This window comes from Pseudoxanthomonas yeongjuensis, assembly GCF_010093345.1.
Classification (GTDB): domain Bacteria; phylum Pseudomonadota; class Gammaproteobacteria; order Xanthomonadales; family Xanthomonadaceae; genus Pseudoxanthomonas_A; species Pseudoxanthomonas_A yeongjuensis.
Genome location: NZ_PDWT01000002.1, coordinates 39,987 through 66,212, shown reverse-complemented (window position 1 = coordinate 66,212; position 26,226 = coordinate 39,987). Strand labels below are relative to the sequence as shown.

The following is a 26,226-nucleotide window of genomic DNA, read 5'->3' as shown; positions in this document are numbered from 1 at the left end:
AATCATTCAATAGCCTGCGGCCTGGCCGTCCTTGCGGCTTTCCGAAGCGCCGAAGTACACCCCGGTCTCCGGGTCGCGGCGGATCGCCTGGTAACCGCCGTACGGGCCCAGCGCCCATTCCACGTGGTGGCCCTTGTCCATCAGCGCACGAATGGTTTCGTAGGGAAATCCGCTTTCCAGCTGGACCACGCCGCCATCGCTCATCGCCGTGTTCTGCCCGGTCGGCTCGGTGTCGCCCTCGTGCTGGATGCGTGGCGCGTCGCCGGCTTCCTGCAGGTTCATGTGGAAGTCGACCAGGTTCATCACGATCTGCACGTGGCCTTGCGGCTGCATCGCCCCGCCCATCAACCCGAAACTGACGAAAGGTTTTCCGTCCCTGGTGATGAACGCGGGGATGATGGTCTGGAACGGACGCTTGCCGGGCGCGTAGCAATTGGGATGCGGAGCGGCTCCTTCGCAATCCTTAAGCACGAACATCTCGCCGCGGTCCTGCAGGATGAAGCCCAGTCCCGGCGGCGCCATGCCGCTGCCCATGCCGCGGTAGTTGGACTGGATCAGCGACACCATCATGCCGCTGGCGTCGGCGGTGGTCAGGTAGATGGTGTCGCCTTCATCGAGTTCGGCCGGCGTGCCCGGCCGCACTTCGCGCAAGGGCTTGTCGGCGGAGATCAGCTTGCGGCGAGTATCCGCATACGCCTTGGAAATCAGCCTGGCCACCGGCGCCGGCTGGAACGCGGGATCGGCATACCAGCGCGCGCGGTCGGCGAAGGCCAGCTTCTTGGCTTCGACGAATAGGTGCACGTGTTCGGCACTGCCGTACGGGATCTTCGAGAAGTCGTAGCCTTCCAGCACGTTGAGCATCTGCAACGCGGCGATGCCCTGGCCGTTCGGCGGCAGTTCCCATACGTCGTAACCGCGATAGTCGGTGCTGACTGGCTCGACCCATTCGCCATGATGCGCGGCCAGGTCTTCATAGCTTAGAAAACCGCCATTGGCCTTGAAGTAGGCATCGATGACGTGGGCGATCTCGCCCTTGTAGAACGCATCGCGGCCGCCGTCGGCGATCTTCTGCAGGGTGTCGGCGAGGTTCGGGTTCTTCCACATCTCGCCGGTGCGCGGCGCGCGACCGTCGATCGTGAATTGCTCCTTGAAGCCGGGGTACTTCGACAGCTTCGGCACCGAACGGGCCCAGTAATAGGCGATGGTCTCGGCCAACGGATGGCCTTCGCGCGCGTAGCGGATGGCCGGCGTCAGCACATCCTGCATCGACGCCTTGCCGAAGCGCTCGTGCAGGGCGAACCAGCCATCGACCGCGCCCGGCACGCTGACCGGCAACGGACCCAACGGCGGGATGTCGGTGAGGCCCTGCTTCTGGAAATAGTCGAGGGTGAGTGCCTTCGGCGAACGTCCGGAGCCGTTGTAACCGTAAAGTTTTTTCGTCTTCGGATCCCAGACGATGGCGAACAAGTCGCCGCCGACACCGCTGCCGGTCGGCTCCATCAAACCCAGCGCCGCATCGGCGGCGATCGCCGCATCGACCGCGCTGCCGCCGTTCTTCATCACCTCCAAGGCGATCTGGGTGACCAGCGGATGCGAGGTCGCCGCCATCGCACGCGGCGCGATCACTTCCGAACGGGTGGCGAACTCGCGGCCGGTGATGCGGTCGGCGGCCACGGCCGGCAACGCAAGCAGCAGGGCGGATAGCAGCATCAATCGGCGCATCGTCGTTCTCCTCGGAATGTTTTCCCGGCGTGCCCGGGCATGTCGTCTCTGTGACCCGCTCAGCTGCGCCTGAACCAGCCGGTGATGCTGTAGCGGTTTTCCTTCGCCCACGGCGCCAGCAGGCTGACCTGGTGCCTCTGTGGCACGCGGAACAGGCTCAACGAATTCCAGTGCGGGGTGAAGGTCTCCACCACGTCCTGGTTTCCATCGAGGAATTCCAGTAATCCGCCCCAGTCGGCCTGCCAGCCGTGGCTCAGGTTGATCACGTAGGCGAAGGCCCGGTCTTCCTCGCCGGACTTGTCGTCATGCAGCTTCAGAAAATGGCCGGGGCGGTAGCGCGCGGCAATGGCGCTGACCATGCGGATGTCGCGATCGCCGGTCAATTCGCGGGCGAATTGCAGGAACGGCGGGCTGTTGAGGAAATCCACGACCACATGCAGCGCCAATCCCGGATCCAGTCCATCGCGCCGGGCTTCGATCATCCGGTAGCGGTCGAAGACGAATTCGAAATCGTCGCGCGCGCGCTCGTACAGGCATTGCAGCATGTCCTGGTGCAGCGGCCCGTCGGGCGCCATGGGCCCGGCGGCACCCGGCGGCGAGGGCCGGTCGCTGCGGACGGCGGTGCTCCACGGAACTTCGTTGCGCAGGCAGTCGTGCAGTCGCTGGGCGGAAGGCTCCTGCAGGAATCGCGGTATCTGCACCCGGCCGTGGCCGAGCAGTCGCGCGCGGTACGGAGTTACATCCAGGTCGTTGCTGATCATCGTGCTGGGTGCGCTATCGCGGTCGTGGCGTGGACCAGGTTCGCCACGTCCCCGATTCTGTCATGCGCGACGACGTTAAGGCCAAGCGGGCGGATCGGCCTGCCAGGCGGCGAACACTTCGGCCAGGCGCTTGCGCTCCGGATCGCTCCAGCCCGGCAGCAGGGCGGGGAAATTGGCCGGATCGCTCCACTGGCTGGGTTCGGTCCGCACCGAGGCCGCATACCACTGCACCGCCTCGGCCTTGCGATCCAGGTCCCACAGGACCAGGGCCAGGGTCGGCGGCACCCACGACGGCGAACCGAAGCCATTGGCCAGTTCGGTCCATTGCGCCAGGGCAGCCGGTTTCTTGTCCAGCCGGTAAAGGTCCCAGCCATAGTTCCAGCGCACCGCCCGTCCCAGGGTGCCGCGCCCTTCGGTGCTGGTCAGCGCTTCCTGGTAAAGCTTCTCGCCCAGTTCGATCCGGCCCTGGCCTATCGCCACGTGGGCGAGCTGCGCGGTGGACTCGACCCGGTTGCGATTGCGCTCGATCTGTTTCACCAACTGCTCGGCCAAGGGCTCGCCCTCGCCTGCAACGGCCACGATCAACCGTGCGGTGTTGCGATCTTCGTCGAAATAGAATTCTTTCGGCTTCGTCAGCGTCTGCGCTTGTGCGGCAAATGCAGCCAGGGCCAAGGCAGCAGCCAAGACCAATCTTTGCAAAGTCATGCGGTTCCCCTTCAACAGCAATTACCTTCCCAAAGTCATCGTAACCGCTGCAGCGCACAAATATCGAGTGATAAGGGTCACAAAATGTCCCGCTGCTACAATTTCGCACCTTTGCGCCGGGCCTTCCCCCGGACGCCGCCAGCCGTCGCAACCCCCGGGCCAGCCATGACCAGCACCGCCGAACTCACTTCCCCCTCGTCCGCCAACACCCCGCAGATTGGGGTGCTGGACAACGACTATTCGCTGGAACACAAGTACACCCGCACCGACGGCCGCATCTACCTGAGCGGGGTCCAGGCCCTGGTCCGGCTGCCGCTGATGCAGCGTTTGCGCGACCAGGCGGCGGGGCTGGAGACCGCCGGCTTCATCAGCGGCTACCGCGGTTCGCCGCTGGGTGGTTTCGACCTGGAGCTGTGGCGGGCCAAGAAGCACCTGGCCGAGGCGCAGGTGAAATTCATTCCTGGACTGAACGAGGATCTGGGCGCGACCATGGTCTGGGGCACCCAGCAGACCAACCTGTTCCCCGGCGCCAAGGTCGAGGGCGTGTACTCGATGTGGTACGGCAAGGGTCCGGGCGTGGACCGCTGCGGCGACGTGTTCAAGCACGGCAACGCCGCCGGTACCTCGAAGCATGGCGGCGTGCTGGCGATGGCCGCCGACGACCACAACTGCCGCTCGTCCACGCTTCCGCATGGCTCCGAGGATGAATTCGTCAGCGCCATGATGCCGGTGCTCAATCCGGCCGGCGTGCAGGACATCCTCGACCTGGGTCTGGTCGGCTGGGCGATGAGCCGCTACACGGGGCGCTGGGTCGGCTTCAAGACGATCGCCGAGACGGTGGAGTCGTCGGCGTCGGTGGAAGTGAATCCGTTCGCGCGCCGGATCGTGCTGCCGGAAGATTTCGAAATGCCGAACGGCGGCTTGAACATCCGCTGGCCCGATCCGCCGTTGGACCAGGAAATGCGCCTGCACCGTTATGCGGTCAAGGCGGCGCAGGCCTTCGCCCGCGCCAATGGCGTGGACCGCATCGTGCTGGATTCGCCGCGCGCGCGGCTGGGCATCGTCACCACCGGCAAGAGCTACCTGGACGTGCTGCAGGCGCTGGAATACCTGGGCCTGGACGAGGCCGCCTGCGCCGACATCGGCATCCGCGTGTACAAGGTCGGCATGACCTGGCCGCTGGAGCCGGTCGGCATCGCCGACTTCGCCCACGGGCTGGAAGACATCGTCGTGGTCGAGGAGAAGCGCGCTTTCATCGAGCGGCAGATGAAGGAGCAGTTCTACAACTGGCCGGCGAGTGCGGGGCCGCGGCCGTCCATCGTCGGCAAGTACGACGAAGCCGGCGAATGGATCCTGCCTTCCACCGGCGAGCTCACGCCCGCGACGATTGCAGGTGTCATCGGCAAGCGCATCCAGCGTTTCTTCACGACTGAATCCATCGAGCAGCGCCTGCGCTGGATGGAGGAGAAGGAAGCCGAGATGGCGCTGCCGCGCGCCAATTTCCCGCGCGTGCCGCACTACTGCAGCGGTTGCCCGCACAACACCTCCACGGTGGTGCCGGAAGGTTCGCGCGCGCTCGGCGGCATCGGTTGCCACTACATGGTCACCTGGATGGACCGCGACACCGACACCTTCACCCACATGGGCGGCGAAGGCGTGACCTGGTCGGGGCAGGCGCCGTTCACCGAAACCGGGCATGTGTTCCAGAACCTCGGCGACGGCACCTTCTTCCATTCCGGTTCGCTGGCGATCCGCCAGTCGGTCGCCACCGGCGTCAATATCACCTACAAGATCCTCTACAACGACGCGGTGGCGATGACCGGTGGCCAGCCTGTCGATGGAACGCTGAGCGTGCCGCAGATCGCGCACATGATGCGCTCCGAGGGCGTACAAACCATCGTCGTGGTCAGCGACGAGATCGAGAAGTGGTCCAAGCCGGAGATCTTCCCGTCCGGCGTCGAATTCTTCGACCGCAAGCGCCTGGACGAGGTGCAGAAGCAATTGCGTGAAGTGAAGGGCACCAGCATCCTGATCTACGACCAGACCTGCGCGACGGAAAAACGCCGTCGCCGCAAGCGCGGCAAGCTGGTCGATCCGCAAAAACGCGTCATGGTGAATACCCTGGTCTGCGAAGGCTGCGGCGATTGCGGCGTGAAGAGCTTCTGCGTGTCGGTGCTGCCGAAGGAAACCGAGTTCGGGCGCAAGCGCGAGATCGACCAGTCCAATTGCAACAAGGACTTCAGCTGCGTCAATGGCTTCTGCCCGAGCTTCGTCACCGTGCACGGCGGCGCACCGCGCAAGGGCAAGAAGAAGGATCCGGCCGAGCTGCTGGCGAGCATTCCGGCTCCCGTGTTCAAGGCCGATTTCGAACAGCCCTGGAACATCCTCATCACCGGCGTCGGCGGCACCGGCGTGGTCACCATCGGCGCGCTGCTGGGCATGGCCGGCCATCTGGAAGGCAAGGGCGCCAGCGTGCTCGACCAGACCGGCCTGGCCCAGAAGGGCGGCGCGGTCACCACCCACATCCGCATCGCCAGGACGCCCGAAGATATCCACGCGGTGCGCATCGCCGCCGGCGAGGCCGACGTGGTCCTGGGTTGCGACATGGTCGTGGTCAACGACTACTGGGTGCTGTCGAAGGTGCGTGGCGAACGCTCGCAGGTAGTGTTGAACACCTATCAGGCGATGCCCGGCACCTTCACCACGCGCCCGGACATGGAATTCCCCGCCGCCGGCATCGTATCGGCGGTCACCCAGGCACTCGGTGGCCGTGCACCGTTGCAGGTGGACGCCACCGTGCTGGCGACGGCGCTGCTCGGCGATGCCATCGCCGCCAACCTGTTCATGCTCGGCTATGCCTGGCAACAGGGACTGGTGCCGATTTCCTACGAGGCGATCATGCGCGCGGTGGAGTTGAACGGCGCGGCGATCGAGATGAACCGCCAGGCCTTCGCCTGGGGCCGGCTGGCCGTGGTCAATCCGGTCGCGGTCGCCGAAGCGGCCGGGGTGATCCGCAACACCCAGACCGAATCCGAGCGCACCCCGCACGGTCTGCAGATCCTGCCGCCCGGCGAATGGGAAACCAGCGAATGGGCCAGCCCCAGCGCGCCGCGCACGCCGGACAACGAACACGAAGTGCGCGGCCTGCAGGACGCGAACGGCGAGGGCAATGTCGCCTTCCTGCCGCTGGACGACCTGCGCCTGTCGCGCTCGCTGGACGAACTGATCCAGCGCCGCATCGCCTTCCTCACCGAATACCAGAACGCCGCCTACGCGCAGCGTTACAACGCGCTGGTAGACCGCGTGCGCGATGCCGAGCACATGCGCGCGCCCGGTTCGACCGCGTTGAGCGAGGCGGTGGCGCGCTATTTCTTCAAGCTGATGGCCTACAAGGACGAGTACGAAGTCGCGCGCCTGTACACCAGCGGCGATTTCAAGCGCAAGCTGGAGCAGCAGTTCGACGGCGACTACAAGCTGCACTTCCACCTGGCGCCGCCGTTGCTGGCGAAGAAGGATGCGCAGGGCCGGCTGGTCAAGCAGGAATTCGGCCCGTGGGTGTTCACCGCATTCAAGCTGATGGCGAAGTTCCGGTTCCTGCGCGGCGGCATGCTCGATATCTTCGGCTACACCGGGGAACGCAAGGGCGAGCGCCGGTTGATCGGCGACTACGAGAAGACCATCGGCGAACTGGTGACCGCGCTGAATGGCGACAACCTGGCCCTGGCGGTGGAGATCGCCAGCATCCCCGAGCACATCCGCGGCTACGGCCACGTCAAGGAAGCGCACCTGCACACCGCCAAGGCGCGCGAGGCGGCGTTGCTGGCCAAGTGGAACAACCCGCACGAGATCCCGCTGGTGCAGGCGGCCTGACCGCAAATGCGGGAGCGGCGTCCCCGCCGCGAACTTTTGTAGATCCGAGCTCGCTCGGATGCTCTGGCGTCAACGTTAAAAGCGTCCGAGCAAGCTCGGACCTACGCTCCGAAGGAAATCCCCTTGGGGGACAAGGCAGGCAAGAGCTCGCGCCGGGACGGCGCTCCCACGGGTTACTCGCGCTTGAACTCGATCGCCTGCCCGCCCTGGTGCAACGTCACCGATGAAGCAGGCGCATCGCCCGGCGCGAATTCCAGCGACGCCTCCACGACCTTGAAGAAGAACTTCGTCGGCGATTCGGCGAAAATCCCGAAAGCCGGCTGACCGGCGAGCTGCGCGGTGAGCTTTTCGCCGTCCAGCGCCACCGTCATCAGCATGCCCTGGTGCGCGTACTTGCCGACCAACCGCTCCAGCGCCGGCTTCGGCAACGCGACCGGATCGCGCTCGCTCGGCAACGGTTCGTCCGAGCGCCTCACTACGTCCCCCTCGCCCTCGTCATCGGCGAAGAAGCGCATGGCCGAGATCCTGCCGGCGGCATCACGCTCGAACGTCATGCGCGACAGGCCCTCATCGAACAGGAACACATCCTTCGCAATCGGGATCAAGGCATAGGCGGGCCCGCCGGTGCGCTGCGAGGTCAGCTTCCCGTCGACCACGCGCAACACGCGCGCGGCCTCCTTGTCGATGCGGTAGACGCCTTCGTATTCCCTCAGCGTGGCGGCATCGATCGCGATCGCCTTCTTCTGTGGATACGGCTTGCCGATGGCCTGTGCCGCGAGCATGCGCGCCAACGTCCCGGTGCCGATGCCCGGCGGCCGGCCACTGTCGGCGTTGTAGAGGACGGCGACGGTCAGGTCTTCCACGGGCAGGTAGAGCAGGAACGTACTGAAGCCGAAGATGCCGCCGCCATGTTGCAGCATGTCGGTCCCGCGGAAGGCCTCATGGGAAATGCCGAAGCCGTAATGCTCATCGGCCGCCTTGCCGACCGGGGTGATCATCTGCCGGTAGCTGTCGGCCTTCAACACCTTGCCCTCGTGCAACGCACGGTTCCAGCGCAACAGGTCGTCGACGGTGGACACCAGCGCACCGGCCGCGTGCGGCTGGGTCATGCTCAGGTACATGGCCACCGCCCATTGGTCATTTTTCAGGGTGTAGCCCATGACGTGGCCGGGGATCACCGCCACGGCTTCGTCGCCGTAACCGGTGTGCTGCATGCCCAGAGGATCGAAGAAGGATTTCTTCAACCAGGCGTGCCACGGCATGCCGCTGGCCGCCTCGATCACCGCGCCGACCAGCACGTAGCCGGAGTTGTTGTATTTCCAGCCTTCGCCGGGGGCGAAGTCCGGTTTCTCGTTCTTGAAGGTGTCGATCAGTTGCGCGGTGCCGACGGTCTTCTGGATCGGGCCGTCCATCACCCCGACAATGTCGGTATAGCTCTTGATCCCCGAGGTGTGGTTGAGCAGCATACGCACCGTGATTTTTTCACCGCCCGGGTAACCCGGTACGAATTTCATCAGCGGATCGTCCAACGAGAGCTTGCCGTCCTCGGCCAGTTTCAACACGCCGGCGGCGGCGAACTGCTTGGTGATCGAGCCCAGGCGGAACACCTGGTCGGGCGACATCGGCACGTCGAGTTCGATGCTGGCCGCGCCACGCGCGCCGCGGTAGAGCACTTCGTCGCCGCGCGCGACCAGCACCGCCACGCCTGGCGCGTGGGCATCGGGGTAAGCCTGTTCCAGCAATGCTTCGGCATAGCGGGCGACATCGGCCTTGGGGGCCGGGGCCGGGGTCGCGGCCAAGGCCGACGACGACGCGCCGAATGCGAGCAGGAGCGAAAGGATGGGCAGACGCATGCGCTTTTCCTGAGATTATCGGATAAGCGGAGTATGCCAGCGCCGGCTCTTGTGGGAGCGGCGTAAGCCGCGAAGGCGGTGATACCGAATCATCGCTTGACCCCGGCGCTAGCAGGCTCCCTTTCGCGGCTTACGCCGCTCCCACAAGAGCATGCGCTAGACCACGAACATCAAAGTGGCGGTAATACGGGTGGCCCCTGCTCGCGCAGCGCATCGAGGATCTTGCGTCCCGCGCGCCCATCCTGCGGTTGCATCCCGAGCCGTTGCTGTTCGACCACGATCGCGCGTCGGGTCAGCGTACCGATCATGCCGTCGGCTTCGCCGATGGCATGGCCACGCGCGAGCAACAGGGTCTGCAACTGCCTGCGTTCGCCACGGCCCAGGCCCGGATCGTCGGTCGGCCAGGGCGTGACCAGCGCTCCGCCGCCACGCAGGCGATCGGACAGCGTGGCGATGGCCAGCGCATAGCTTTCGGCGGCGTTGTAGGAATAGATCGCGTCGAAGTTGCGGAACACCAGGAACGCCGGCCCGTTCGCTCCGGCCGGCAGCAGCACGCCGGCTTGCATGTTGGCCGCCGGGATAGAAGCGCCATCGATACGGGTCACGCCACGCGCGATCCAGTCGGACAACGGGCGCTTGTTCTTCCTGCCCGCGAGCCTGGCGTCGAAACCCGCGGGCAATCTCACTTCGTATCCCCAAGGTTCGCCTGTGCGCCATCCAGCCTGTTTCAGGTAGTTCGCGGTCGAGGCCAGCGCATCGGGAATGCTGGCGACCAGGTCGCGCCGGCCATCGCCATCACCGTCCACGGCGATGCGCTGGTAGGTCGACGGCATGAATTGCGTATGGCCGAATGCGCCCGCCCACGAACCGGTCAGTCCCTCGGGCTTGAGATCGCCGGATTGCAGCAGCTTCAGCGTGGCGAAGAATTCGCCGCGGAAGAATTCCTGGCGACGGCCGAAGCACGACAGCGTGGACAGCGACACCAGCAGCGGCCGCTTGCCGAAGGTCTTTCCGTAATCGCTTTCCACGCCCCACACCGCGACCACCGTGGCCGGATCCACGCCGTATTGCTGCGAGACCTGCGCCAGCGTCGCCGCATGGGCCGCGAGCATCGCCTGGCCATCGCTGATGCGCTGCTCGTCGACCAGGGCGGCGAGGTAGTCCCAGATCGGGGTGGTGAATTCAGGTTGCGCGTCGAGCAGTTCCAGCACGCCCATGTCGGGCACGAGGTCACGGGTGTAGGTATCGAAGGAACCGCCGGAAATCCCCGCCGCTGCCGCCTGACCACGCAGACCGGCGAGGCAGTCGTTGAAAACCAATTCATCGGCATGGGCTGAAGGCGCGCCCACAACCGCAAGCAATGCGACACCAAGCACCAGCCGGGTCTTCATGATGCGGATCTCCTTGTTGCCTCGCCCGATTGTAGGAGAATCCAACTTGAGTGGCAGATGAAGCGCTTCTTCCTGGAAAGGCAAGACCGTGGGAGCGGCGTCCCCGCCGCGAGCTCCTGCTGTTGTCTTGATGCGATACGAAGAGCTCGCGCCGGGACGGCGCTCCCTCCACCTCACCGGCGCGGTGCCAGCAATCGCTGCAGTCCATCGGCCGTGCCATTGATGCGCTCGAGATGCGGATACCGCAATCCTTCGTGGTAATCGATGCGGACGCTGCGATACGACTCGCCCTGCCGCAGCAGCAATTCGATCGCCTGCTTGCCCGACTTCGCGGCGCCGATCGCACGCCCCAGCCGCTCGGCCTTGTAGGCGATTCCGTTCACCGCGACCACCTGCATGTCCTTGGCGATTCCGGCCCGATACGCCGGACCGCCCCACAGGACTTCGTTGACCTTGCCCTCGTCGCTGGCGATGCTCAGGCCCAGCGAAAAACGGAAGTCGTCGTATTCGCCGTCGCTCGCGGCATCGGCGATCGCCAGGTTCGGGGTGTCGGTATAGACCAGCTTCCAGCCGGCGCGCGCCAGCCCGTCCAGCGGCGCACCCGGTCCATGGCTGTCGATGCGCTCGCGCAGGTAACCGGCCCAGTCGTGCGCCTGCACTTTTTCCAGCGCGCCGATCACATCGCCGAAACCATACCGTCGTGCTTCCAGCTTGCCTTCGTAGCCTCCGAAGAAGCCACGGGCGAAATCGTCCAGCGAACGCTTCCCCTTCGACAGTTCGTCCAGCCTGGTATCCACATCCAGCCAGACCAGGATGCCTTCGTCGTAGAAGTCGTAGCCGCGCTGCCAGCTTTCCCACGCCTGCGGCGCGTCGTTGAAATCGACGATGCCCTGGTACACGGTGTCCTGCAGGTCGCGCCAGCCGCGGCCGGCGCGATGTTCGAATGTCGCCGCGGTCGCGGCCAGCACTTCCCGCGCCTGTTGCGGCGTGTACAGGCCGGCGCGCGCGGCCAGTACCCAGGCCCAGAATTCGGTCTGGCCTTCGTACACCCAGAGCAGGTCGTTCTGCATCGGCGTGTTGTAGTGCGGCGTCCACAACGTCGCCGGGCGCACGGACTTGCCGTTCCAGCTGTGGGTGTATTCGTGCGGCAAGAGATAGTTGTCGGTGAACGGCGCATCGCCGGTCAGGTAGCCGGGGAAGGTGCCGTTCTCGCTGGACTGGTGATGCTCCAGGCCGATGCCGCTGAACTGGTCCGACAGCGCCAGCAGGAAGTCGTAATGCGCGAACGGGCGCGTCCCGAATACGCGATCGGCCTGCTTCACCAGTGCGCGATGCGCTTGGAGGATTTCGGGCTTTGCCTCAAGCAGTTCCGGCGCATCGGCGACCACGTCGAGATGCACCGGGACCTTCGCCCCCGGATCCAGGTCGAAGCGCTTGAAGTAGCGGCCGGCATAGACCGGCGAATCGACCAGGTCGACCAGGGCCAGCGGCTGGAAGCGGATCGTGTCGCCGTCGCTTCCTGTCCTCTCCAGCGCGCTGCCGAACTGCCAATCCGTCGGCAGCCGCAAGTTGGGCTGGAAACGGATCCGGCGCGCGTCGTAGCCGGCCGGATACAACAGCAGCCGCGACCATTGCACCGACATCAGTTCGGTGGTCATCGCCACCCGGCCCTGGTCGGCGGCGGTCGGCGACAGCGATTGGAATTCGATTTCCAGCGTATCCACGCCCGCCGGCACTTCCAGTTCGAAGGCATATACATCCAGCGGATCGCGCCGCCACGGAATGCGTTGGCCGTTGCCGCTGATCACCAAACCGGCGAACTGGTTGATCGGCCCCGTGGCCGCATGGTTGCCCGGGATCCACTGCGGATACCACAGCTTCAACGGACCGGCCCGCACCGGAATGCGCTCGCGCACCTGGTAGATGCGGCGCGCGATGTCGGTGGCATCGACGCTGAGTTGCAGGGTCCCCGGATAGTCGACGTCGGCAACCACCGCCTGCGGACGAAGCTCGTCGGCATGCGCCACGCCGATGACCAGCAACAGCGACGACAACAGCAAGGCAGGCAGCTTGGACATGGACACCACATGGTTTCCCGACGAGGCTCGCATCGTAACGTCTCAGCCCATCCCTGTAGGAGCGCCCCTTGGGCGCGATGCCTTTCGATCCGATCGCGGAAGCGATGCCTTTCGATCCGATCGCGGAAAGAGCATCGCGGGCAAGGCCCGCTCCTACAAGGCTCGCACGAAACCGCGGATCAAGGAAATCCTATGTTGGGTCGTGCGGCCCGGTGCCGCGACGCCAGACCAGGCAGCGGTTGTTGGCCGGCATGGCGATATCGGCGATCAGTTCGAGCCCGATCCCGCGCGCCAGTCCATTCACCGCCTCGAAATCGCGGATGCCCATGCGCGGATCGCGGGCACGCAACGAGGCGTCGAATGCACGGTTGCTGTCGCTGGTGAAATCCCCGCCGTAGTTGAAGGGGCCATATATCGCCAGGGTGAAAGAGGTGGCCGCTGCGGCTGCGAACGCCAACTTCTCCCCCAAGCCGACAAACAACGCCTCCACTTCCTCCCAGCCCATGATGTGCAAGGTGTTGGCGGTGAACACCGCGTCGAAGTCCGTGGGCGGCCATGAACCATGGGCGACGTCGAGTTCGACCGGCACCGGCATGTTCGGCAACGCGGCCTCGTCCAGCCACGCACGGATGCCCGGCAGGTGCTCCACGCGATCCGAACACTGCCACTGCAGCCATGGCATCGCCGCAGCGAAATGCACCGCGTGCTGGCCGGTGCCGCTGCCGATCTCGAGCACGTGGCGCCCCCCGGCGAAATGCACCCGCAGCACCTCCAGGATCGGATCGCGGTTGCGTTCGCACGAAGGCGAGAACGGTTTTCCTGTCTCCATCGTCGCCGCGCTCAGCCAAGCGATCGGATGTAGATCATCTTGTTGCTGCCGCCGGCGACCGCACGCTCCTCGATGGCGAAGTGCCTGGACTGGTGCTTGAGCAGGTCGCTCAGCTTCTTGTGTCCGTACAGGCGCGGATCGAAGTCCGGCTGGATCTTGTTGAGATAGCTGCCGACGCTGCCGAGGAAGGCCCAGCCCTGGTCGTCGGAGGCTTCCTCGATGGCCTGGCGGATCAGTTCCAGCGGCAGGCGCTCGACGCTTTTGTCCTTGTTCTCGGCTGCTGGTGGAGCGGCAGGCGCGGCTTGCGGCACCGGTTTCGGCGCGACTGTCCTGGCCGCCTTCTTCGCCGGTTTCGCAGGAGCGGGCTTGACTGCTTCGTTCACCACCTGCGCGGTGCGCAGCACTTCGGTGTAGATGAACTTGTCGCAGGCGCGGACGAAAGGATCCGGCGTCTTCTTTTCCCCGAACCCGTACACGGTCAGGCCTTCCTCGCGCAGGCGCTGGGCCAGGCGGGTGAAATCGCTGTCGCTGGAGACCAGGCAGAAACCGTCGAAGCGCTGCGTGTACAGCAGGTCCATCGCATCTATGATCATCGAGCTGTCGGTGGCGTTCTTGCCGCTGGTGTAGGCGAACTGCTGCGCCGGGCTGATCGAATGCCGCAGCAACGCCGCCTTCCACTGGGTCATGCGCGGGCTGGTGAAGTCGCCGTAGATGCGCTTGACGCTGGCCACGCCGAACTTGGCCACTTCGGCCAGCAGGCCCTCGATCACCGAAGGTTGCGCATTGTCCGCATCGATCAGCACCGCCAATCGTGGCTGGTCGTCGTCGTTGTCGGGCTTGCCGTTGTTTCTGGATTTCATTGTGGAAACTCCGTCCGGTCCGGTCACAGGTATGCGCGCGATTGTGCGCGCAGTGCAAGCCACATGCTTGCATGGCGGATATGAAAGCGTTGTTGGTTCAACCAGGTTATTTCTCCCTCCCCTTGTGGGAGAGGATGCCCGAAGGGCAGGAGAGGGGGGCGAGCGCAGCGAGGCGTGCTTTCGGCTTTGGCTTTCCCGCACTCGACATCGCCTAGCCATTGATTGCCACTAGCTCCGGCCTGCCCTCTCCCGGCCTTCGGCCACCCTCTCCCGCAAGGGGAGAGGGGAAACTGCCGGCTACATCGCGCGTGCCTGACCCGCCGCCACCATCTCCATCGCCACCGCCTCCGCCGCCCTGATCCCATCCACCGCGGCCGAGAGGATCCCGCCCGCATAGCCCGCACCTTCGCCCGCGGGAAACAGTCCGCGCGTATTGAGGCTCTGTCCATCGACGCCGCGGGTCATCCGCACCGGCGAGGACGTGCGCGTTTCCACGCCCGTGAGGATCGCATCCTCCATGGCGAAGCCTTTTATCTGTTTGTCGAACGCCGGCAACGCCTCGCGGATCGCGTCGATGGCGTAGCGCGGCAGCGCGGTCGAGAGGTCGCCCAGGATCACGCCCGGCGTATACGAAGGTTGCACCGTGCCGAATCCGGTCGACGCACGCTTGCGCAGGAAATCGCCGACCAACTGTCCCGGCGCGTCGTAGCTTTCGCCGCCGAGCCGGAACGCCTGTTCTTCCCAGTGCCGTTGCAGGGCGATGCCGGCCAGCGGGCTGCCGCTGGGATCGAACTCGGCGTAGTCCTCGGGGGTGATGCCGACCACGATGGCGGCGTTGGCGTTGCGTTCGTTGCGCGAGTACTGGCTCATGCCGTTGGTGACCACGCGCCCGGCTTCGCTGGCGGCCGCGACCACGGTGCCGCCCGGGCACATGCAGAAGCTGTAGACCGAACGTCCGCTGCGGCAGTGGTGGACGAGTTTGTAGTCGGCCGCACCGAGCAGCGGATGCCCGGCCTGCGGGCCGAAACGCGCGCGGTCGATCAGCGATTGCGGGTGTTCGATGCGGAAGCCGACGGAGAACGGCTTGGCTTCCAGGAACACGCCGCGTTCGTGCAGCATGAAGAAGGTATCGCGGGCGCTGTGGCCCAGGGCCATGACCACGTGGTCGGCGCGGATTTCCTCGCCGTTGGCCAGGATCACGCCGCGCAGGTGCCGGGTGCCGGAGGAATCCATTTCGACCAGGACGTCGTCGACCCGGTGCGAGAAACGGATCTCGCCGCCCAGCGCCTCGATGTCGGCGCGCATGTTCTCCACCATCGACACCAGGCGGAAGGTGCCGATGTGCGGCTTGCTGACGTAGAGGATTTCCCCGGGCGCGCCGGCCTTGACGAATTCGGTCAGGACCTTGCGCCCGTAGTGGCGCTTGTCGCTGATCTGGCTGTACAGCTTGCCGTCGGAGAAGGTGCCGGCGCCGCCTTCGCCGAACTGGACGTTGGATTCGGGATTGAGGATCTTCCTGCGCCACAGCCCGAACGTATCCACGGTGCGCTCGCGCACGTTCTTGCCGCGCTCCAGAATGATCGGCCGCAGGCCCATCTGCGCCAGGATCAACCCGGCGAACAGTCCGCAGGGACCCATGCCGATGACCAGCGGGCGCGGTGCCGGGCCCGGCGCCGGCCGGGCGACGAACCGGTAGGTGGTGTCGGGCGTCGGGGCGAGCGTGCGCCCGAGCGCGGGATCGCCTGCCTGCAGGCGCTGCAGCAGGTCGGCTTCGCGCGTGGTGTCCACGTCCAGCGCATAGATCAATGAAATGGCGCCGCGCTTGCGTGCGTCGTAGCTGCGCCTGGCGATGGTGTAACCGGTGAGTTCTTCGGCGGTGATGCCGAGCCCTGCAAGGATGGCGCCTTGCAGGGCCGAATCATCGTGGTCGAGCGGCAGTTTCAGGTTGTTGAGTCGGAGCATGGGCAGGTCCGCGGAGGTACGCCAGTTTAACCAGCGTCCCTTTTTCGGCCGTCGATGCCGTATTGCGCCAGCCGGTGGATGGCAATGTTCCACGATCCTTCGTTCCCGTGGAACCAGGCCGCTGCATATCGCTCGAGATATAGACAAAGCGGCCTCGACCAGGCCTCCATGCACGGACCATGCCCATGAAGGAGCGTGCGCATTGCTTCGAGACGCTGGATTCGCGGGCGAATTGGCGTCGCCCCGCGCCCAGGAAACCGGAATCCTTCCTGCATCGAACTGCCCGATGGACTTTTGTCCCGATTGCCTGTCCAGGCCGTTGCCGCGGGAAGGCGTCGGTTCGAACCGCTGGCCGGGCTTCGTTGCATTGCCATCGAATTGATCTCGCTCAACAAGTCGTCACGGCGCCAGGCATAGGGTGTTGGTCCCCCGGATCCGGAGCGCTTCCCATGGCCATGATGAAAGCCGCGATCTTCGTCGAGCCCAACCGCATCGTGCTGGACGACAAGCCGATTCCCGAGGTCGGGCCGCTGGATGCGTTGCTGCGGGTGACCACGACCACCATCTGCGGGACCGACGTGCACATCCTCAAGGGCGAATATCCCGTCGCCCGCGGCCTCACGATCGGCCACGAGCCGGTCGGGGTGATCGAGAAGCTCGGTTCGGCGGTCACCGGCTACCGCGAGGGCCAGCGGGTGATCGCAGGAGCCATCACCCCCAGCGGCTGGAGCAATGCCTGCCTGTGCGGGCAGCATTCGCAGGACGGCGCCGGCACCGAGCATGGCTTCAAGGCCATCGGCGGCTGGAAGTTCGGCAATACCATCGACGGCTGCCAGGCCGAATACGTGCTGGTGCCCGATGCCATGGCCAACCTGGCGCCGGTGCCCGATGGCCTCAGCGACGAGCAGGTACTGATGTGCCCGGACATCATGTCCACCGGCTTCAGCGGCGCCGAGAACGGCAAGGTCCGCATCGGCGACACCGTGGCCGTGTTCGCGCAGGGTCCGATCGGCCTGTGCGCCACCGCCGGCGCCCGGCTCAGTGGCGCCAGCCTGGTGATCGGCGTGGACAGGGTGCCGGCGCGGCTGGAGATGGCGCGCAAGCTGGGCGCCGACCATGTGGTCGATGCCAGCCAGGGCGACGTGGTCGAACAGATCATGCAGCTGACCCGGGGCCGCGGCGTGGACGTGGCGATCGAGGCGCTTGGCACCCAGAAGACCTTCGAATCCGCCCTGCGCGTGCTGCGCCCGGGCGGCACCCTGTCCAGCCTGGGCGTGTATTCCAGCGACCTGACCATTCCGCTGGACGCCTTCGCCGCCGGCCTGGGCGACCACCGCATCGTCACCGGACTGTGCCCGGGCGGCAAGGAGCGCATGCGCCGGCTGATGTCGGTGATCGCGTCCGGCCGAGTCGACCTGGGCGCCATGGTCACCCATCGCTACAGGCTGGACGACATCGAGGCCGCGTACGAACTCTTCAGCCACCAGCGCGATGGGGTGTTGAAGGTGGCGATAACGCCGTAGCAGGCGTAGATGCGACGTCCCCGCTCCGCCTGCCGGAGATCTCCAGTTGGCAGTTTGCTCGGGAATTTCGGGAAGTAGGGAGGCCAGCTTTCAGGCGGACGCATGAAATACACCTCTCCCCTTGCGGGAGAGGTCGACGCGCCTGCGCGTCGGGAGAGGGGCAAGCGGAGGGATGAACTCAACCACGCAGGAGACCCATCCACAGGCTTGATCTGTCGAGACAAGAGGCAGCAGGCTTCGCCTGCCACCCCCCTTCCGCCCTTCGGGCACCTCTTCCCGCAAGGGGAGAAGGGATCAAGCCTGCTGTTCGACTGTGGAAGACCAGCCCCAATCTCACCAGGTGAGAAGCCCCCAGCGTCCAATCCTCAGCCCCTGTCGCATGGATCCACACCATGGCCTTCGCCCTCGCCAAACGCACCGAAGACCAGGAGCGGGCGCTCTCAACGCTCGAAGATGGGCGAATGAGCCGCGACGGCGGCCTGCTGACTGCCCGGCTGTCGAAGCGCTACGCCGACCGCATCACCGGCAATTTCATGATCCCCGGGCGCGAGGGGAGCTACGCGCCGATTCCCGATGACGTGCCGGTGCAACTGAACGCGGCGCTGCGGGCGCGTGGCATCGACCAGCTCTACAGCCACCAGGCCGAGGCGTGGAGCGCGGCGCAGGCCGGCGAGCACGTGGCCATCGTCACCCCGACCGCGTCGGGCAAGTCGCTTTGCTACACCCTGCCGGTGGTGGCCGCGGCGATGACCGGCAATGCCAAGGCCTTGTATCTGTTCCCGACCAAGGCGCTGGCGCAGGATCAAGTCGCCGAACTGCTGGAGCTGAACCGCGCCGGCGAGCTGGGGGTGAAGGCGTTCACCTTCGACGGCGACACCCCCGGCGATGCGCGTCAGGCGATCCGCCTGCATGGCGACATCGTGGTCAGCAATCCGGACATGCTGCACCAGGCCATCCTGCCGCACCACACCAAGTGGGCGCAGTTCTTCGAGAACCTGCGCTACGTGGTGATCGACGAGGTGCATACCTACCGCGGTGTGTTCGGCAGCCACGTCACCAACGTGCTGCGCCGGCTCAAGCGCATCTGCGCGTTCTACGGCGTCAAACCGCAATTCATCCTGTGCTCGGCCACGATCGGCAACCCGCAGGCGCATTGCGAAGCGCTGATCGAGGACCGTGTGCACGCGATCACCGGATCCGGCGCGCCCACCGGCGACAAGCACGTGCTGCTATGGAACCCGCCGGTGGTCAACGCCGATCTTGGCCTGCGCGCCTCGGCGCGTTCGCAGAGCAACCGCATCGCCCGCATCGCGATCAAGTCGGGGCTGAAGACATTGGTGTTCGCGCAGAGCCGGTTGATGGTGGAGGTGCTGACCAAGTATCTGAAGGATGTGTTCGACCACGACCCGCGCAAACCGCCACGGATCCGCGCGTATCGCGGCGGCTACCTGCCGACCGAGCGCCGCGAAGCCGAACGCGCCATGCGCGCCGGACGCATCGACGGCATCATCGCCACCTCCGCGCTGGAGCTGGGCGTGGATATCGGCAGCCTGGACGTGGTGGTGTTGAACGGCTATCCCGGCACGGTGGCCGCGACCTGGCAGCGCTTCGGCCGCGCGGGCCGCCGCCAGCAACCTTCGCTCGGTGTACTGGTCGCCAGTTCGCAACCGCTGGACCAATACGTGGTGCGGCACCCGGATTTCTTCGCCGACGCGCCGCCGGAACACGCGCGCATCGCCCCGGACCAACCATTGATCCTGTTCGACCACATCCGTTGCGGTTCCTTCGAACTGCCGTTCCTGGTCGGTGAAGCCTTCGGCCCCATCGATCCGTCGGTGTATCTGGAAGCGCTGGCCGAAACCGAAGTGGTGCATCGCGAAGGCGAGCGCTGGGAATGGATCGCCGACAGCTATCCGGCGCAGGCGGTGAGCTTGCGCTCGGTGGCCGACGGCAACTTCGTGGTCGTGGACAAGACCGACGGCCGCCAGGTGATCCTGTGCGAAGTGGATTACTCCGCCGCCGCGCTGACCCTGTACGAAGGCGCGATCCACATGGTGCAGAGCACGCCGTATCAGGTCGAACGGCTGGACTGGGAGGGGCGCAAGGCCTATGTCACCCGCACCCATGTCGATTACTACACCGACAGTATCGATTTCACCAAACTCAAGGTGCTGGAACGCTTCGACGGTTGCGGCGCGGGCGATGGCGATTCCCACCACGGCGAAGTGCACGTGGTCCGGCGCGTGGCCGGCTACAAGAAGATCCGCTACTACACGCACGAGAACATAGGCTACGGACCGGTCAACCTGCCCGACCAGGAACTGCACACCACCGCGGTGTGGTGGCAGTTGCCGCAGGCGGTGTTGCTGAAGTCATTCGCGTCGAAGCAGGACGCGCTGGATGGCTTCCTCGGCGCGGCCTACGCATTGCATGTGGTGGCGACGGTGGCGGTGATGGCCGATGCGCGCGATCTGCAGAAATCGGTGGGCAACGGCGATGGGGCGTGGTTCGCGACGCAGGATGGCAAGGGCAATGGGCGTGCGCAGGACGATGCGGGCAAGGCGGTTGCGATGGTGGAAGTGCAGCAGTTCGTGCCGACCGTGTATCTGTACGACAACTTTCCCGGCGGCGTGGGCTTGAGCGAACCGCTGTGGGAGCGACAGGCGGAGCTGGTGCAGCGCGCGCGCGAATTGGTCGGGCGTTGTGATTGCGTGGCCGGTTGTCCGGCCTGCGTGGGGCCGGTGCTGGCGGCGCATGAGGACAAGCAGCTGGCGACGCCGAAGTCGCTGGCCCTGGAGGTACTGGGCCTGCTGGGAAAGAACGAACGTGCTTGATTTCCGTCGTAGGAGCGACGTAAGTCGCGAAACAATGACCCACATTCGGAGCGCCCCTTGCCCGAACGGAAGATGTTCTTCGCGACTTACGTCGCTCCTACGCCATGCACCGGTGGCCGCGCCGTGAGCATTTCTCTTGAGAAATTGCGGGCGTTGAAGCGCGAGGCGGGTGCTGTTGCCCCCTCCCTTTGCGAAGCAAGGGGAGCTCGAAGCCGCGACGAGCGGCTGAGGGGGAGGGATGCTCTTGATCTGGATTTTGAATCTTCCGAAGACGCGCTTTTATTGACCAACAACAGCAGCAGAAAGATCAAAGGCACCCCTCCCCCTCAGCCGCTTGAGGCGGCTTCGAGCCCCCCTTCGCTACGCGAAAGGGAGGGGGCAGAAGCGCCAGCTTCGCAATCGATCGACACATTGCGGCGACTTCTAGGCCTTCGCGAGAAGACTTCCTCTCCGGCTGCGCCACGCAAACCCCTCGACCGCGACCTCCCGGGCGAAGAAATTTCCCCCGGCCTGCGCCTGATCGAAACCCATCTGCCGATGCCCGCGCCCGATTTCGACCTGTCGCTCGCCTTCGCCAAACGTCACGGCGAATCGGTCGACCCGCGCAACCTGCTGTTCTTCGACACCGAAACCACCGGCCTCGCCGGCGGCACCGGCACCCGCGCCTTCATGATCGGTGCGGCGGACTGGCATGGGGATGGTTTGCGCGTGCGCCAGCTGCTGATCTCCACGCTCGGTGCGGAAGCGGCGATGCTCGACGCATTCACCGGTTGGTTGCGCGCCGACACCGTGCTGTCCAGCTACAACGGCCGCTGCTACGACTCGCCACTGCTGAAGACCCGCTACCGGCTGGCGCGCAAGCAAGATCCGATCACGCCGCTGGACCACGTCGACCTCTTATTTCCCACCCGCCGCCGCTATCGCGGCATCTGGGAAAACTGCCGGCTGGCGACGATCGAACGCGAGCTGCTGCGCATCGTGCGCGAGGACGACCTGCCCGGGTCGGAGGCCCCCGCCGCCTGGCTGAATTACCTGCGCGGCGGATCCACGCGCAACCTGCGCCGCGTCGCCGCGCACAACCACCAGGACGTGGTCACGTTGTCGCTGTTGATGACGCGGCTGGTGGAAGTAGAGGCGGCGGGCGAGGAAACCGCGCCGTTCGTCGAAGCGCCGTGAATCCCGATCCTTCTCCCGCGTGGAGAAGGGTCGCGGCATCGATGTCGAGGATCAGCGTGACAAGCCGGATGCTACCTGCTGCGGCTGATCGAACGAAGGCTGCCGTGCCTGCAGCGGTTCCGTCTGTCGCTGGTTGAGCGCCTCGACCTGGCGGAACGACTCTTCCACCGGCATGTCCTGGGCCGAGCGGCTGTTCACGTGCGTGCGCAGGTGGCCCGGATCGCTGGGCGACCCTTGCACGGCGAAGATGTTCTCGCCTTCGGGCGCACGCGAGGTCTGCACGCTGCGCAGGACGTGGTCCACTTGTTGCAGTCCGTCCCGCTTGGCCTGGACCAGCAGGCTGGCGGCGACGCGCTCACTGGCCGCATCCGGCGCCTTGCCCTGGTTGATGTCGAGTGCATGCACGCCCTGGCGGATCTGGCCGTACATCGCATGGTCCGGATGTCCCGGCTGGCGGGGATCGGGCACCGGCAGTGCGCATTGGCCGGCGACGAACGCCGGCGCCGGTGCGTCCTGTGATTGCCGCCCATGCACGATGTCGCGCGCGGTGTCGATCACTCCGTCCACCACGTTGCGTGGCAGGGACAGGGTGCCGTGGATCAGGCCGATGTCGTTGCGGTACTTGTCGACCATGAGCTGGTACTGCTCGTAGCGGGCGCGGTTGGCCTCGCCGATCACCGATTCGCCTAGCAGGTCGTTGCCCGCCAGGAAATTGCGGCTGTAGTGCGCTTCCACGCCGATGCCGAAGGCGACGCCGAGCGGATTGCGCAGGTCGGTGAGCACGCGACTGTCGTTGGCGTAGCCCTTGTCGCGCAGCGCATCGATGTCCGGCGCCGCGGCGTAGACCCGCAGTTCGCCGAAATGCGGGCTGGCGGCACTGACGAAGTCGGTGGCGCGGACATGGTTGACGACTTGGGTGCCACCTTCAGGAAGGTCGGCAACCAGACCCGCGGCGCCATAGGCGTCGAAGGTTTCGCCATGCAATCCCAGCCGATAAGCGGTGATCTGCGTCAGCGTGCCGCCGAGGGAGTGGCCGGTGATGGTGATATTGGGAACTTGGCACCTGTCCGTGTTCATGTCGTTGGCGAGATCGGCCGCTCGTCGAGCGAAGGCGAGCGCGTCATCGGACTGCCGGTTCACTCCAACCAGCACCATTCCTGCATCCGCGAGAAGGCCATCTTTCACCAGTTCGCGATCGAATTCGGTGCCGCGATGGGCCACGACCATCTCGCCCGTATCGGTTCGTTGGTACAACGTGCCTTGGTAACCGGAGGATGCGCTGACCTGCTCCAGGATCTTGTAGTGGACACCATCGACCTCGACACCCTTGTCCCATTGGTCGCGGGGATAGGTCTTGTAGGCATCGGCCGCAAGAGCGGCATGCGCTTGCGTTGATATGCTCATGGCGTCACCTTCCTGATATCGAAGGCCAGGACGAAGAGTTCGTCACGTACCTCTGGCTTGAACTTCAGGATGTCTTCTTCCCCGGAGACAGGAATGTCCTCAAGCTTTCCCTTCGGATACCGCCCATTCCAGAAATAGCTTCGAATCTTGTCCTTTCTGACTAGATCATCATGGAAGATGTGGTGGGAAAAGCGGGATTCCCCTTGCACCACTCCCGCCTGCAACTTGAATTGGGTGGTCACCAGCGACCAGTGGCACACGCCCAGGCCGTAGTAGTCCTCGTCGACCAGCAGGTTGTCGTACACGACACCGCGGTAGGTGTTGCCGGAAACATGGCTGAGTTCGACCGGAACCCATTCCAGCAGGCTGGCCTTCGTGCCGGCCATGCCGCCCAGGTCGGGTAAGCAGCTTTCATCGAGCACCTCGTACTGCATCGCAGCCTTGACGATGCCGAACGGTCCCGGCGCGTTCTCGATCGTCATCGTGATTTCGTACGCGGTGGGGTTGGGGTTGCGCCTGATCTGCGGGCGCGGCGGCTGGTTGTCCTTGACGTCCACAGAGCGGACGGGGCTTGGGTTGTGCATGGCGGCGGATCCACAGGAAGTGGTGAGAAGGACCAGGAACAGGCCAAGTGCGATAACCGGAGTTTGTTTCATGGCGGCGTCCCTGGCGGTCCGGAAAGAGAAACCCGATTCCATCGGGTACCCGATCAGAACCCAAACTGCGCGCAGAATCAATCGGCAGCGGGGCAAGACGTGAGCATGGTTGCAGGGCCGATACTGATCGCGTGTTGAACAACGGTGTCGCTTGCCTGCAATCATTCGGCCCCGGGCCCGTGATTACCGTGCCTTCCCGGCCCACGGCACCCGTGTGGTGCCGTCGCCGCAAGTCGGATCACCCCCGCGGCCCGCCCATCACCGGCAGCACCACGCGCTGAAGGCACTGCTGCTTTTGGAGCTGCGGGCTTACAGGTCGCCATGCTGTTCTCCGTCGACTCAGCTGCGGTCGTCGATGCCGGTGACTCCAGCCTTCTTCGCGCAATGCGCGCAGCAATAGAATCTGCCGCCGCTCTCTGCTCCGTGGCCGATGATCATGCAGCCGCAGTGCTCGCATTTCGGGGCGAAGGCGTGGATGGCGCATTCGAAGGAATCGAAAGTGCCCTTGCGGTCGCCCTGGGTAAGGGTGAAGGCCTTGTCGTAGTCGTTGCCGCAGACATCGCACAGCGCCATGTCGATCTCCAGCACAGCGGGGGGAATCGCAGTCTCCAGTGCCGGCGCTTCACGCCGGGTGAAAGCGCGACGCCATCACGTGGACTTTTTCCTGGCTTTCCCGCGGGCGGATGCCTGCTGCGTACGGTGCGACCGCGCCAGGAACCTGAGCGCGGCCTGTTCCCATTGCCGCTCGCCGCGCGAACCGTTGGCCGCGCGTTGCAGGCTGCCCTCGCGCCAACCCGCGAAGGTGCAGGGATCGATGTAGGCCTTGCGGCAGACCGCGGGCGTGTTGCCCAGCGCAGCGGCCACCGACCGGACGACTCCGTTCTGCAGCTCCTTCAAGGCGCGTTCGCTCGCCTTCTTCGGCAGTTGCGTCGCCGCCAGCCGCTGGAACGCCGCCAGCGTCCCGCCCCAGGTGCGGAAATCCTTGGCGGTGAAGCTTTCGCCCATGGCGGCGCGCAGGTAGTCATTGACCTCGCCGGAATCCACGGGCTGCACCGCGCCCTCGTCGTCGCGGTACTGGAACAACGACTGTCCCGGCAGTTGCTGCACCCCACGCACCAGCTTGACCAGGCGCCTGTCGTCCAGAGCGATGTCGTTGTCCTGGCCGCCCTTGCCCTTGAAACGCAGGCGCGCGCGTCCGCCACTGACGAATTCGGCATGGCGGTTGCGCAGCGTGGTCAGACCGAAGGACTTGTTGTCGCGCGCATAACCTTCGTTGCCCACGCGGACCAGGGTGTCGGCCATCACCGCGACGACCAGGGCGAGCACCTTTTCGCGCGGCCAGCCCGGCAAGGCGAGATCGCGGCGCAAGGCGCGGCGCAGCTTCGGCAACGCCTTGCCGAAGGCGACGATGCGATCGAACTTGCCGTCGCCGCGGATCGCGCTCCATTGCGCGTGGTAGCGATACTGCTTGCGCCTGCGCGCATCGCGCCCGGTCGCCTGCAGGTGGCCACGCGCGCTGCGGCAGATCCACACCTCGGTATAGGCCGGCGGAATGGCCAGCGCGCGGATACGTTGCAGGGTAGCGGCATCGCGCACCGCATCGCCGTTCGGCTGGCGGTAGGCGAAGCCCTTGCCCGCGCGGCGGCGGCTTATCCCGGGATCGTCGTCGCTGACATAGCTCAGCCCGGCTTCCACCGCCTGCGCCGCAGCGGCACCGGACGCCGCTTCTTGCGCGGATGCAGTGGCGGAACGGCGGGCGGAGGACGGCATCGCCGGATTCTGGATCCCGCCGGTTAACGCCTTGCGAATGCGGGATGCGGGATGCTTGAATCCATCCCACCGATTCCACGGAGCCCCGCATGTCCCGATTCCTGATGCCCGTTGCCGCCTTGCTCACCCTGGCCCTCGCCGCCTGCGCTCCGCAACCGGACGAGCAGGAACAGGCAGCCGCGCAATCCGAACAACGCGCCGAGGAAGCCGCGCAACCCGCCCCCTCCGAACCGGCGGCGACGGCGGCGGCCTGCGACGATTCGCAGGCGCAATGGGCGATCGGCAAGAAAGTGACCGATGCCGATGTCGAACAGGCACGCAAGGATGCCGGCGCGGAAACCGCGCGCACGCTCAAGCCCAACCAACCGGTGACCCTGGAGTTCAACGCCAATCGTCTGAACCTGGACCTGGACGACGCCGGCCTGGTCACCGCGATCCGCTGCGGCTGAGCAACACCCGCCGCCGGACACGCGCGCTTTTCCTTCCCTGAAGAGGCGACCCCAATGTCCAGATCATTGATGCTTTCGGCCATAGTCCTGTCGCTCGCCCTTTCCGCCTGCGCCCAAGCTCCGACCTCCGAAGCCGCGGCCGTTCCGCCGCAACCGGCGACCGATCCCGCGTCGCCTTCCCATTGCGACGCTGGCAAGGCTTCCGACGCCATCGGCCAGTTGCCGTCGGCCGTGGTCGTGGAAGCCGCACGCAAGGCGGCGGGCGCCGAAGTGGTACGCACGCTGCGCCAGGGACAGCCCATCACCAAGGAATTCCGCGTCGGCCGGCTGAACCTGGTGCTGGATGCGGAAGGCAGGATCGCTAGCGCGAATTGCAGTTAGGC

General features: G+C 65.5%; 18 protein-coding genes and 1 pseudogene. 6 read left to right on the top strand and 13 right to left on the bottom strand.

What is annotated here, in order from left to right; translation table 11 throughout:
* Positions 1–6: 6 nt before the first annotated feature.
* The 3 genes from ggt to CSC74_RS07370 form a co-directional block, all read right to left on the bottom strand.
* Positions 7–1,722 carry a gamma-glutamyltransferase gene (gene ggt, locus CSC74_RS07380; protein WP_162313810.1) on the bottom strand — a complete coding sequence of 572 codons (1,716 nt, stop codon included), beginning with the start codon at positions 1,720–1,722 and terminating at the stop codon, positions 7–9.
* A 59-nt stretch (positions 1,723–1,781) separates the two neighbouring features.
* Positions 1,782–2,483, bottom strand: coding sequence for a 2OG-Fe(II) oxygenase (locus tag CSC74_RS07375; RefSeq protein ID WP_162313809.1), 702 nt, complete (start codon positions 2,481–2,483; stop codon positions 1,782–1,784).
* A gap of 75 nt (positions 2,484–2,558) precedes the next feature.
* Positions 2,559–3,188 (bottom strand): tetratricopeptide repeat protein, encoded by a 630-nt coding sequence (locus tag CSC74_RS07370; protein WP_211369579.1) that lies wholly within the window; start codon positions 3,186–3,188, stop codon positions 2,559–2,561.
* Positions 3,189–3,353: 165 nt separating this feature from the next.
* Here CSC74_RS07370 and CSC74_RS07365 point away from each other — a divergent pair, with 165 nt between their 5' ends.
* Entirely contained in the window at positions 3,354–7,058 is a 3,705-nt protein-coding gene (locus CSC74_RS07365) for an indolepyruvate ferredoxin oxidoreductase family protein (RefSeq protein ID WP_162313807.1), read from the top strand.
* A gap of 173 nt (positions 7,059–7,231) precedes the next feature.
* Here CSC74_RS07365 and CSC74_RS07360 read toward each other — a convergent pair whose 3' ends face one another.
* The 6 genes from CSC74_RS07360 to CSC74_RS07335 all read right to left on the bottom strand — a co-directional run bounded on the left by CSC74_RS07360 (position 7,232) and on the right by CSC74_RS07335 (position 16,031).
* Complete coding sequence (locus CSC74_RS07360; protein WP_162313806.1) at positions 7,232–8,911, bottom strand: serine hydrolase; 1,680 nt, start codon at positions 8,909–8,911, stop codon at positions 7,232–7,234.
* 170 nt (positions 8,912–9,081) lie between these two features.
* Complete coding sequence (locus CSC74_RS07355) at positions 9,082–10,302, bottom strand: lytic murein transglycosylase (protein ID WP_162313805.1); 1,221 nt, start codon at positions 10,300–10,302, stop codon at positions 9,082–9,084.
* Between the two features lie 173 nt (positions 10,303–10,475).
* Positions 10,476–12,380, bottom strand: a complete 1,905-nt coding sequence (locus CSC74_RS07350; protein ID WP_162313804.1) for a M61 family metallopeptidase — start codon at positions 12,378–12,380, stop codon at positions 10,476–10,478.
* Between the two features lie 190 nt (positions 12,381–12,570).
* Complete coding sequence (locus CSC74_RS07345) at positions 12,571–13,209, bottom strand: DUF938 domain-containing protein (RefSeq protein ID WP_162313803.1); 639 nt, start codon at positions 13,207–13,209, stop codon at positions 12,571–12,573.
* A gap of 11 nt (positions 13,210–13,220) precedes the next feature.
* Complete coding sequence (locus tag CSC74_RS07340) at positions 13,221–14,069, bottom strand: NYN domain-containing protein (RefSeq protein ID WP_162313802.1); 849 nt, start codon at positions 14,067–14,069, stop codon at positions 13,221–13,223.
* Positions 14,070–14,366: 297 nt separating this feature from the next.
* Positions 14,367–16,031 carry an NAD(P)/FAD-dependent oxidoreductase gene (locus tag CSC74_RS07335; RefSeq protein ID WP_162313801.1) on the bottom strand — a complete coding sequence of 555 codons (1,665 nt, stop codon included), beginning with the start codon at positions 16,029–16,031 and terminating at the stop codon, positions 14,367–14,369.
* A gap of 449 nt (positions 16,032–16,480) precedes the next feature.
* Between CSC74_RS07335 and CSC74_RS07330 the strand changes: the two genes are divergently transcribed.
* The 3 genes and pseudogenes from CSC74_RS07330 to CSC74_RS07320 all read left to right on the top strand — a co-directional run bounded on the left by CSC74_RS07330 (position 16,481) and on the right by CSC74_RS07320 (position 21,564).
* Positions 16,481–17,554, top strand: coding sequence for an NAD(P)-dependent alcohol dehydrogenase (locus CSC74_RS07330; protein ID WP_162313800.1), 1,074 nt, complete (start codon positions 16,481–16,483; stop codon positions 17,552–17,554).
* Between the two features lie 392 nt (positions 17,555–17,946).
* Positions 17,947–20,367: pseudogene (locus tag CSC74_RS07325) on the top strand (DEAD/DEAH box helicase); the annotation flags it as partial.
* Positions 20,368–20,511: 144 nt separating this feature from the next.
* Positions 20,512–21,564, top strand: coding sequence for a ribonuclease H-like domain-containing protein (locus tag CSC74_RS07320; RefSeq protein WP_246193114.1), 1,053 nt, complete (start codon positions 20,512–20,514; stop codon positions 21,562–21,564).
* Between the two features lie 51 nt (positions 21,565–21,615).
* On the opposite strand, the gene CSC74_RS07315 is transcribed toward CSC74_RS07320, so the two are convergent.
* The 4 genes from CSC74_RS07315 to CSC74_RS07300 all read right to left on the bottom strand — a co-directional run bounded on the left by CSC74_RS07315 (position 21,616) and on the right by CSC74_RS07300 (position 25,394).
* Entirely contained in the window at positions 21,616–22,968 is a 1,353-nt protein-coding gene (locus tag CSC74_RS07315; protein ID WP_162313798.1) for an XVIPCD domain-containing protein, read from the bottom strand.
* Positions 22,965–23,624 (bottom strand): hypothetical protein, encoded by a 660-nt coding sequence (locus CSC74_RS07310; RefSeq protein WP_162313797.1) that lies wholly within the window; start codon positions 23,622–23,624, stop codon positions 22,965–22,967. Before CSC74_RS07310 ends, CSC74_RS07315 begins: the two co-directional genes overlap by 4 nt.
* 339 nt (positions 23,625–23,963) lie before the next feature.
* On the bottom strand, positions 23,964–24,197 hold the full coding sequence (locus tag CSC74_RS07305; protein WP_162313796.1) for a hypothetical protein: 234 nt from the start codon (positions 24,195–24,197) through the stop codon (positions 23,964–23,966).
* 75 nt (positions 24,198–24,272) lie between these two features.
* Entirely contained in the window at positions 24,273–25,394 is a 1,122-nt protein-coding gene (locus CSC74_RS07300) for a DNA topoisomerase IB (RefSeq protein WP_162313795.1), read from the bottom strand.
* Between the two features lie 89 nt (positions 25,395–25,483).
* Here CSC74_RS07300 and CSC74_RS07295 point away from each other — a divergent pair, with 89 nt between their 5' ends.
* Both CSC74_RS07295 and CSC74_RS07290 read left to right on the top strand, forming a co-directional pair.
* Positions 25,484–25,843, top strand: a complete 360-nt coding sequence (locus CSC74_RS07295) for an I78 family peptidase inhibitor (RefSeq protein ID WP_162313794.1) — start codon at positions 25,484–25,486, stop codon at positions 25,841–25,843.
* Positions 25,844–25,897: 54 nt separating this feature from the next.
* On the top strand, positions 25,898–26,224 hold the full coding sequence (locus tag CSC74_RS07290; RefSeq protein ID WP_162313793.1) for an I78 family peptidase inhibitor: 327 nt from the start codon (positions 25,898–25,900) through the stop codon (positions 26,222–26,224).
* The last annotated feature ends 2 nt before the right edge of the window (positions 26,225–26,226 follow it).

Bases quoted from the DNA above. Each gene is read 5' to 3' on its own strand.
- ggt (WP_162313810.1), bottom strand. From the start codon at position 1,722: ATGCGCCGATTGATGCTGCTATCCGCCCTGCTGCTTGCGTTGCCGGCC.
- CSC74_RS07335 (WP_162313801.1), bottom strand. From the start codon at position 16,031: ATGCTCCGACTCAACAACCTGAAACTGCCGCTCGACCACGATGATTCG.
- CSC74_RS07340 (WP_162313802.1), bottom strand. From the start codon at position 14,069: ATGAAATCCAGAAACAACGGCAAGCCCGACAACGACGACGACCAGCCA.
- CSC74_RS07350 (WP_162313804.1), bottom strand. From the start codon at position 12,380: ATGTCCAAGCTGCCTGCCTTGCTGTTGTCGTCGCTGTTGCTGGTCATC.
- CSC74_RS07300 (WP_162313795.1), bottom strand. From the start codon at position 25,394: ATGCCGTCCTCCGCCCGCCGTTCCGCCACTGCATCCGCGCAAGAAGCG.
- CSC74_RS07315 (WP_162313798.1), bottom strand. From the start codon at position 22,968: ATGAGCATATCAACGCAAGCGCATGCCGCTCTTGCGGCCGATGCCTAC.
- CSC74_RS07290 (WP_162313793.1), top strand. From the start codon at position 25,898: ATGTCCAGATCATTGATGCTTTCGGCCATAGTCCTGTCGCTCGCCCTT.
- CSC74_RS07345 (WP_162313803.1), bottom strand. From the start codon at position 13,209: ATGGAGACAGGAAAACCGTTCTCGCCTTCGTGCGAACGCAACCGCGAT.
- CSC74_RS07365 (WP_162313807.1), top strand. From the start codon at position 3,354: ATGACCAGCACCGCCGAACTCACTTCCCCCTCGTCCGCCAACACCCCG.
- CSC74_RS07360 (WP_162313806.1), bottom strand. From the start codon at position 8,911: ATGCGTCTGCCCATCCTTTCGCTCCTGCTCGCATTCGGCGCGTCGTCG.
- CSC74_RS07330 (WP_162313800.1), top strand. From the start codon at position 16,481: ATGGCCATGATGAAAGCCGCGATCTTCGTCGAGCCCAACCGCATCGTG.
- CSC74_RS07355 (WP_162313805.1), bottom strand. From the start codon at position 10,302: ATGAAGACCCGGCTGGTGCTTGGTGTCGCATTGCTTGCGGTTGTGGGC.
- CSC74_RS07305 (WP_162313796.1), bottom strand. From the start codon at position 24,197: ATGGCGCTGTGCGATGTCTGCGGCAACGACTACGACAAGGCCTTCACC.
- CSC74_RS07375 (WP_162313809.1), bottom strand. From the start codon at position 2,483: ATGATCAGCAACGACCTGGATGTAACTCCGTACCGCGCGCGACTGCTC.
- CSC74_RS07310 (WP_162313797.1), bottom strand. From the start codon at position 23,624: ATGAAACAAACTCCGGTTATCGCACTTGGCCTGTTCCTGGTCCTTCTC.
- CSC74_RS07295 (WP_162313794.1), top strand. From the start codon at position 25,484: ATGTCCCGATTCCTGATGCCCGTTGCCGCCTTGCTCACCCTGGCCCTC.
- CSC74_RS07370 (WP_211369579.1), bottom strand. From the start codon at position 3,188: ATGACTTTGCAAAGATTGGTCTTGGCTGCTGCCTTGGCCCTGGCTGCA.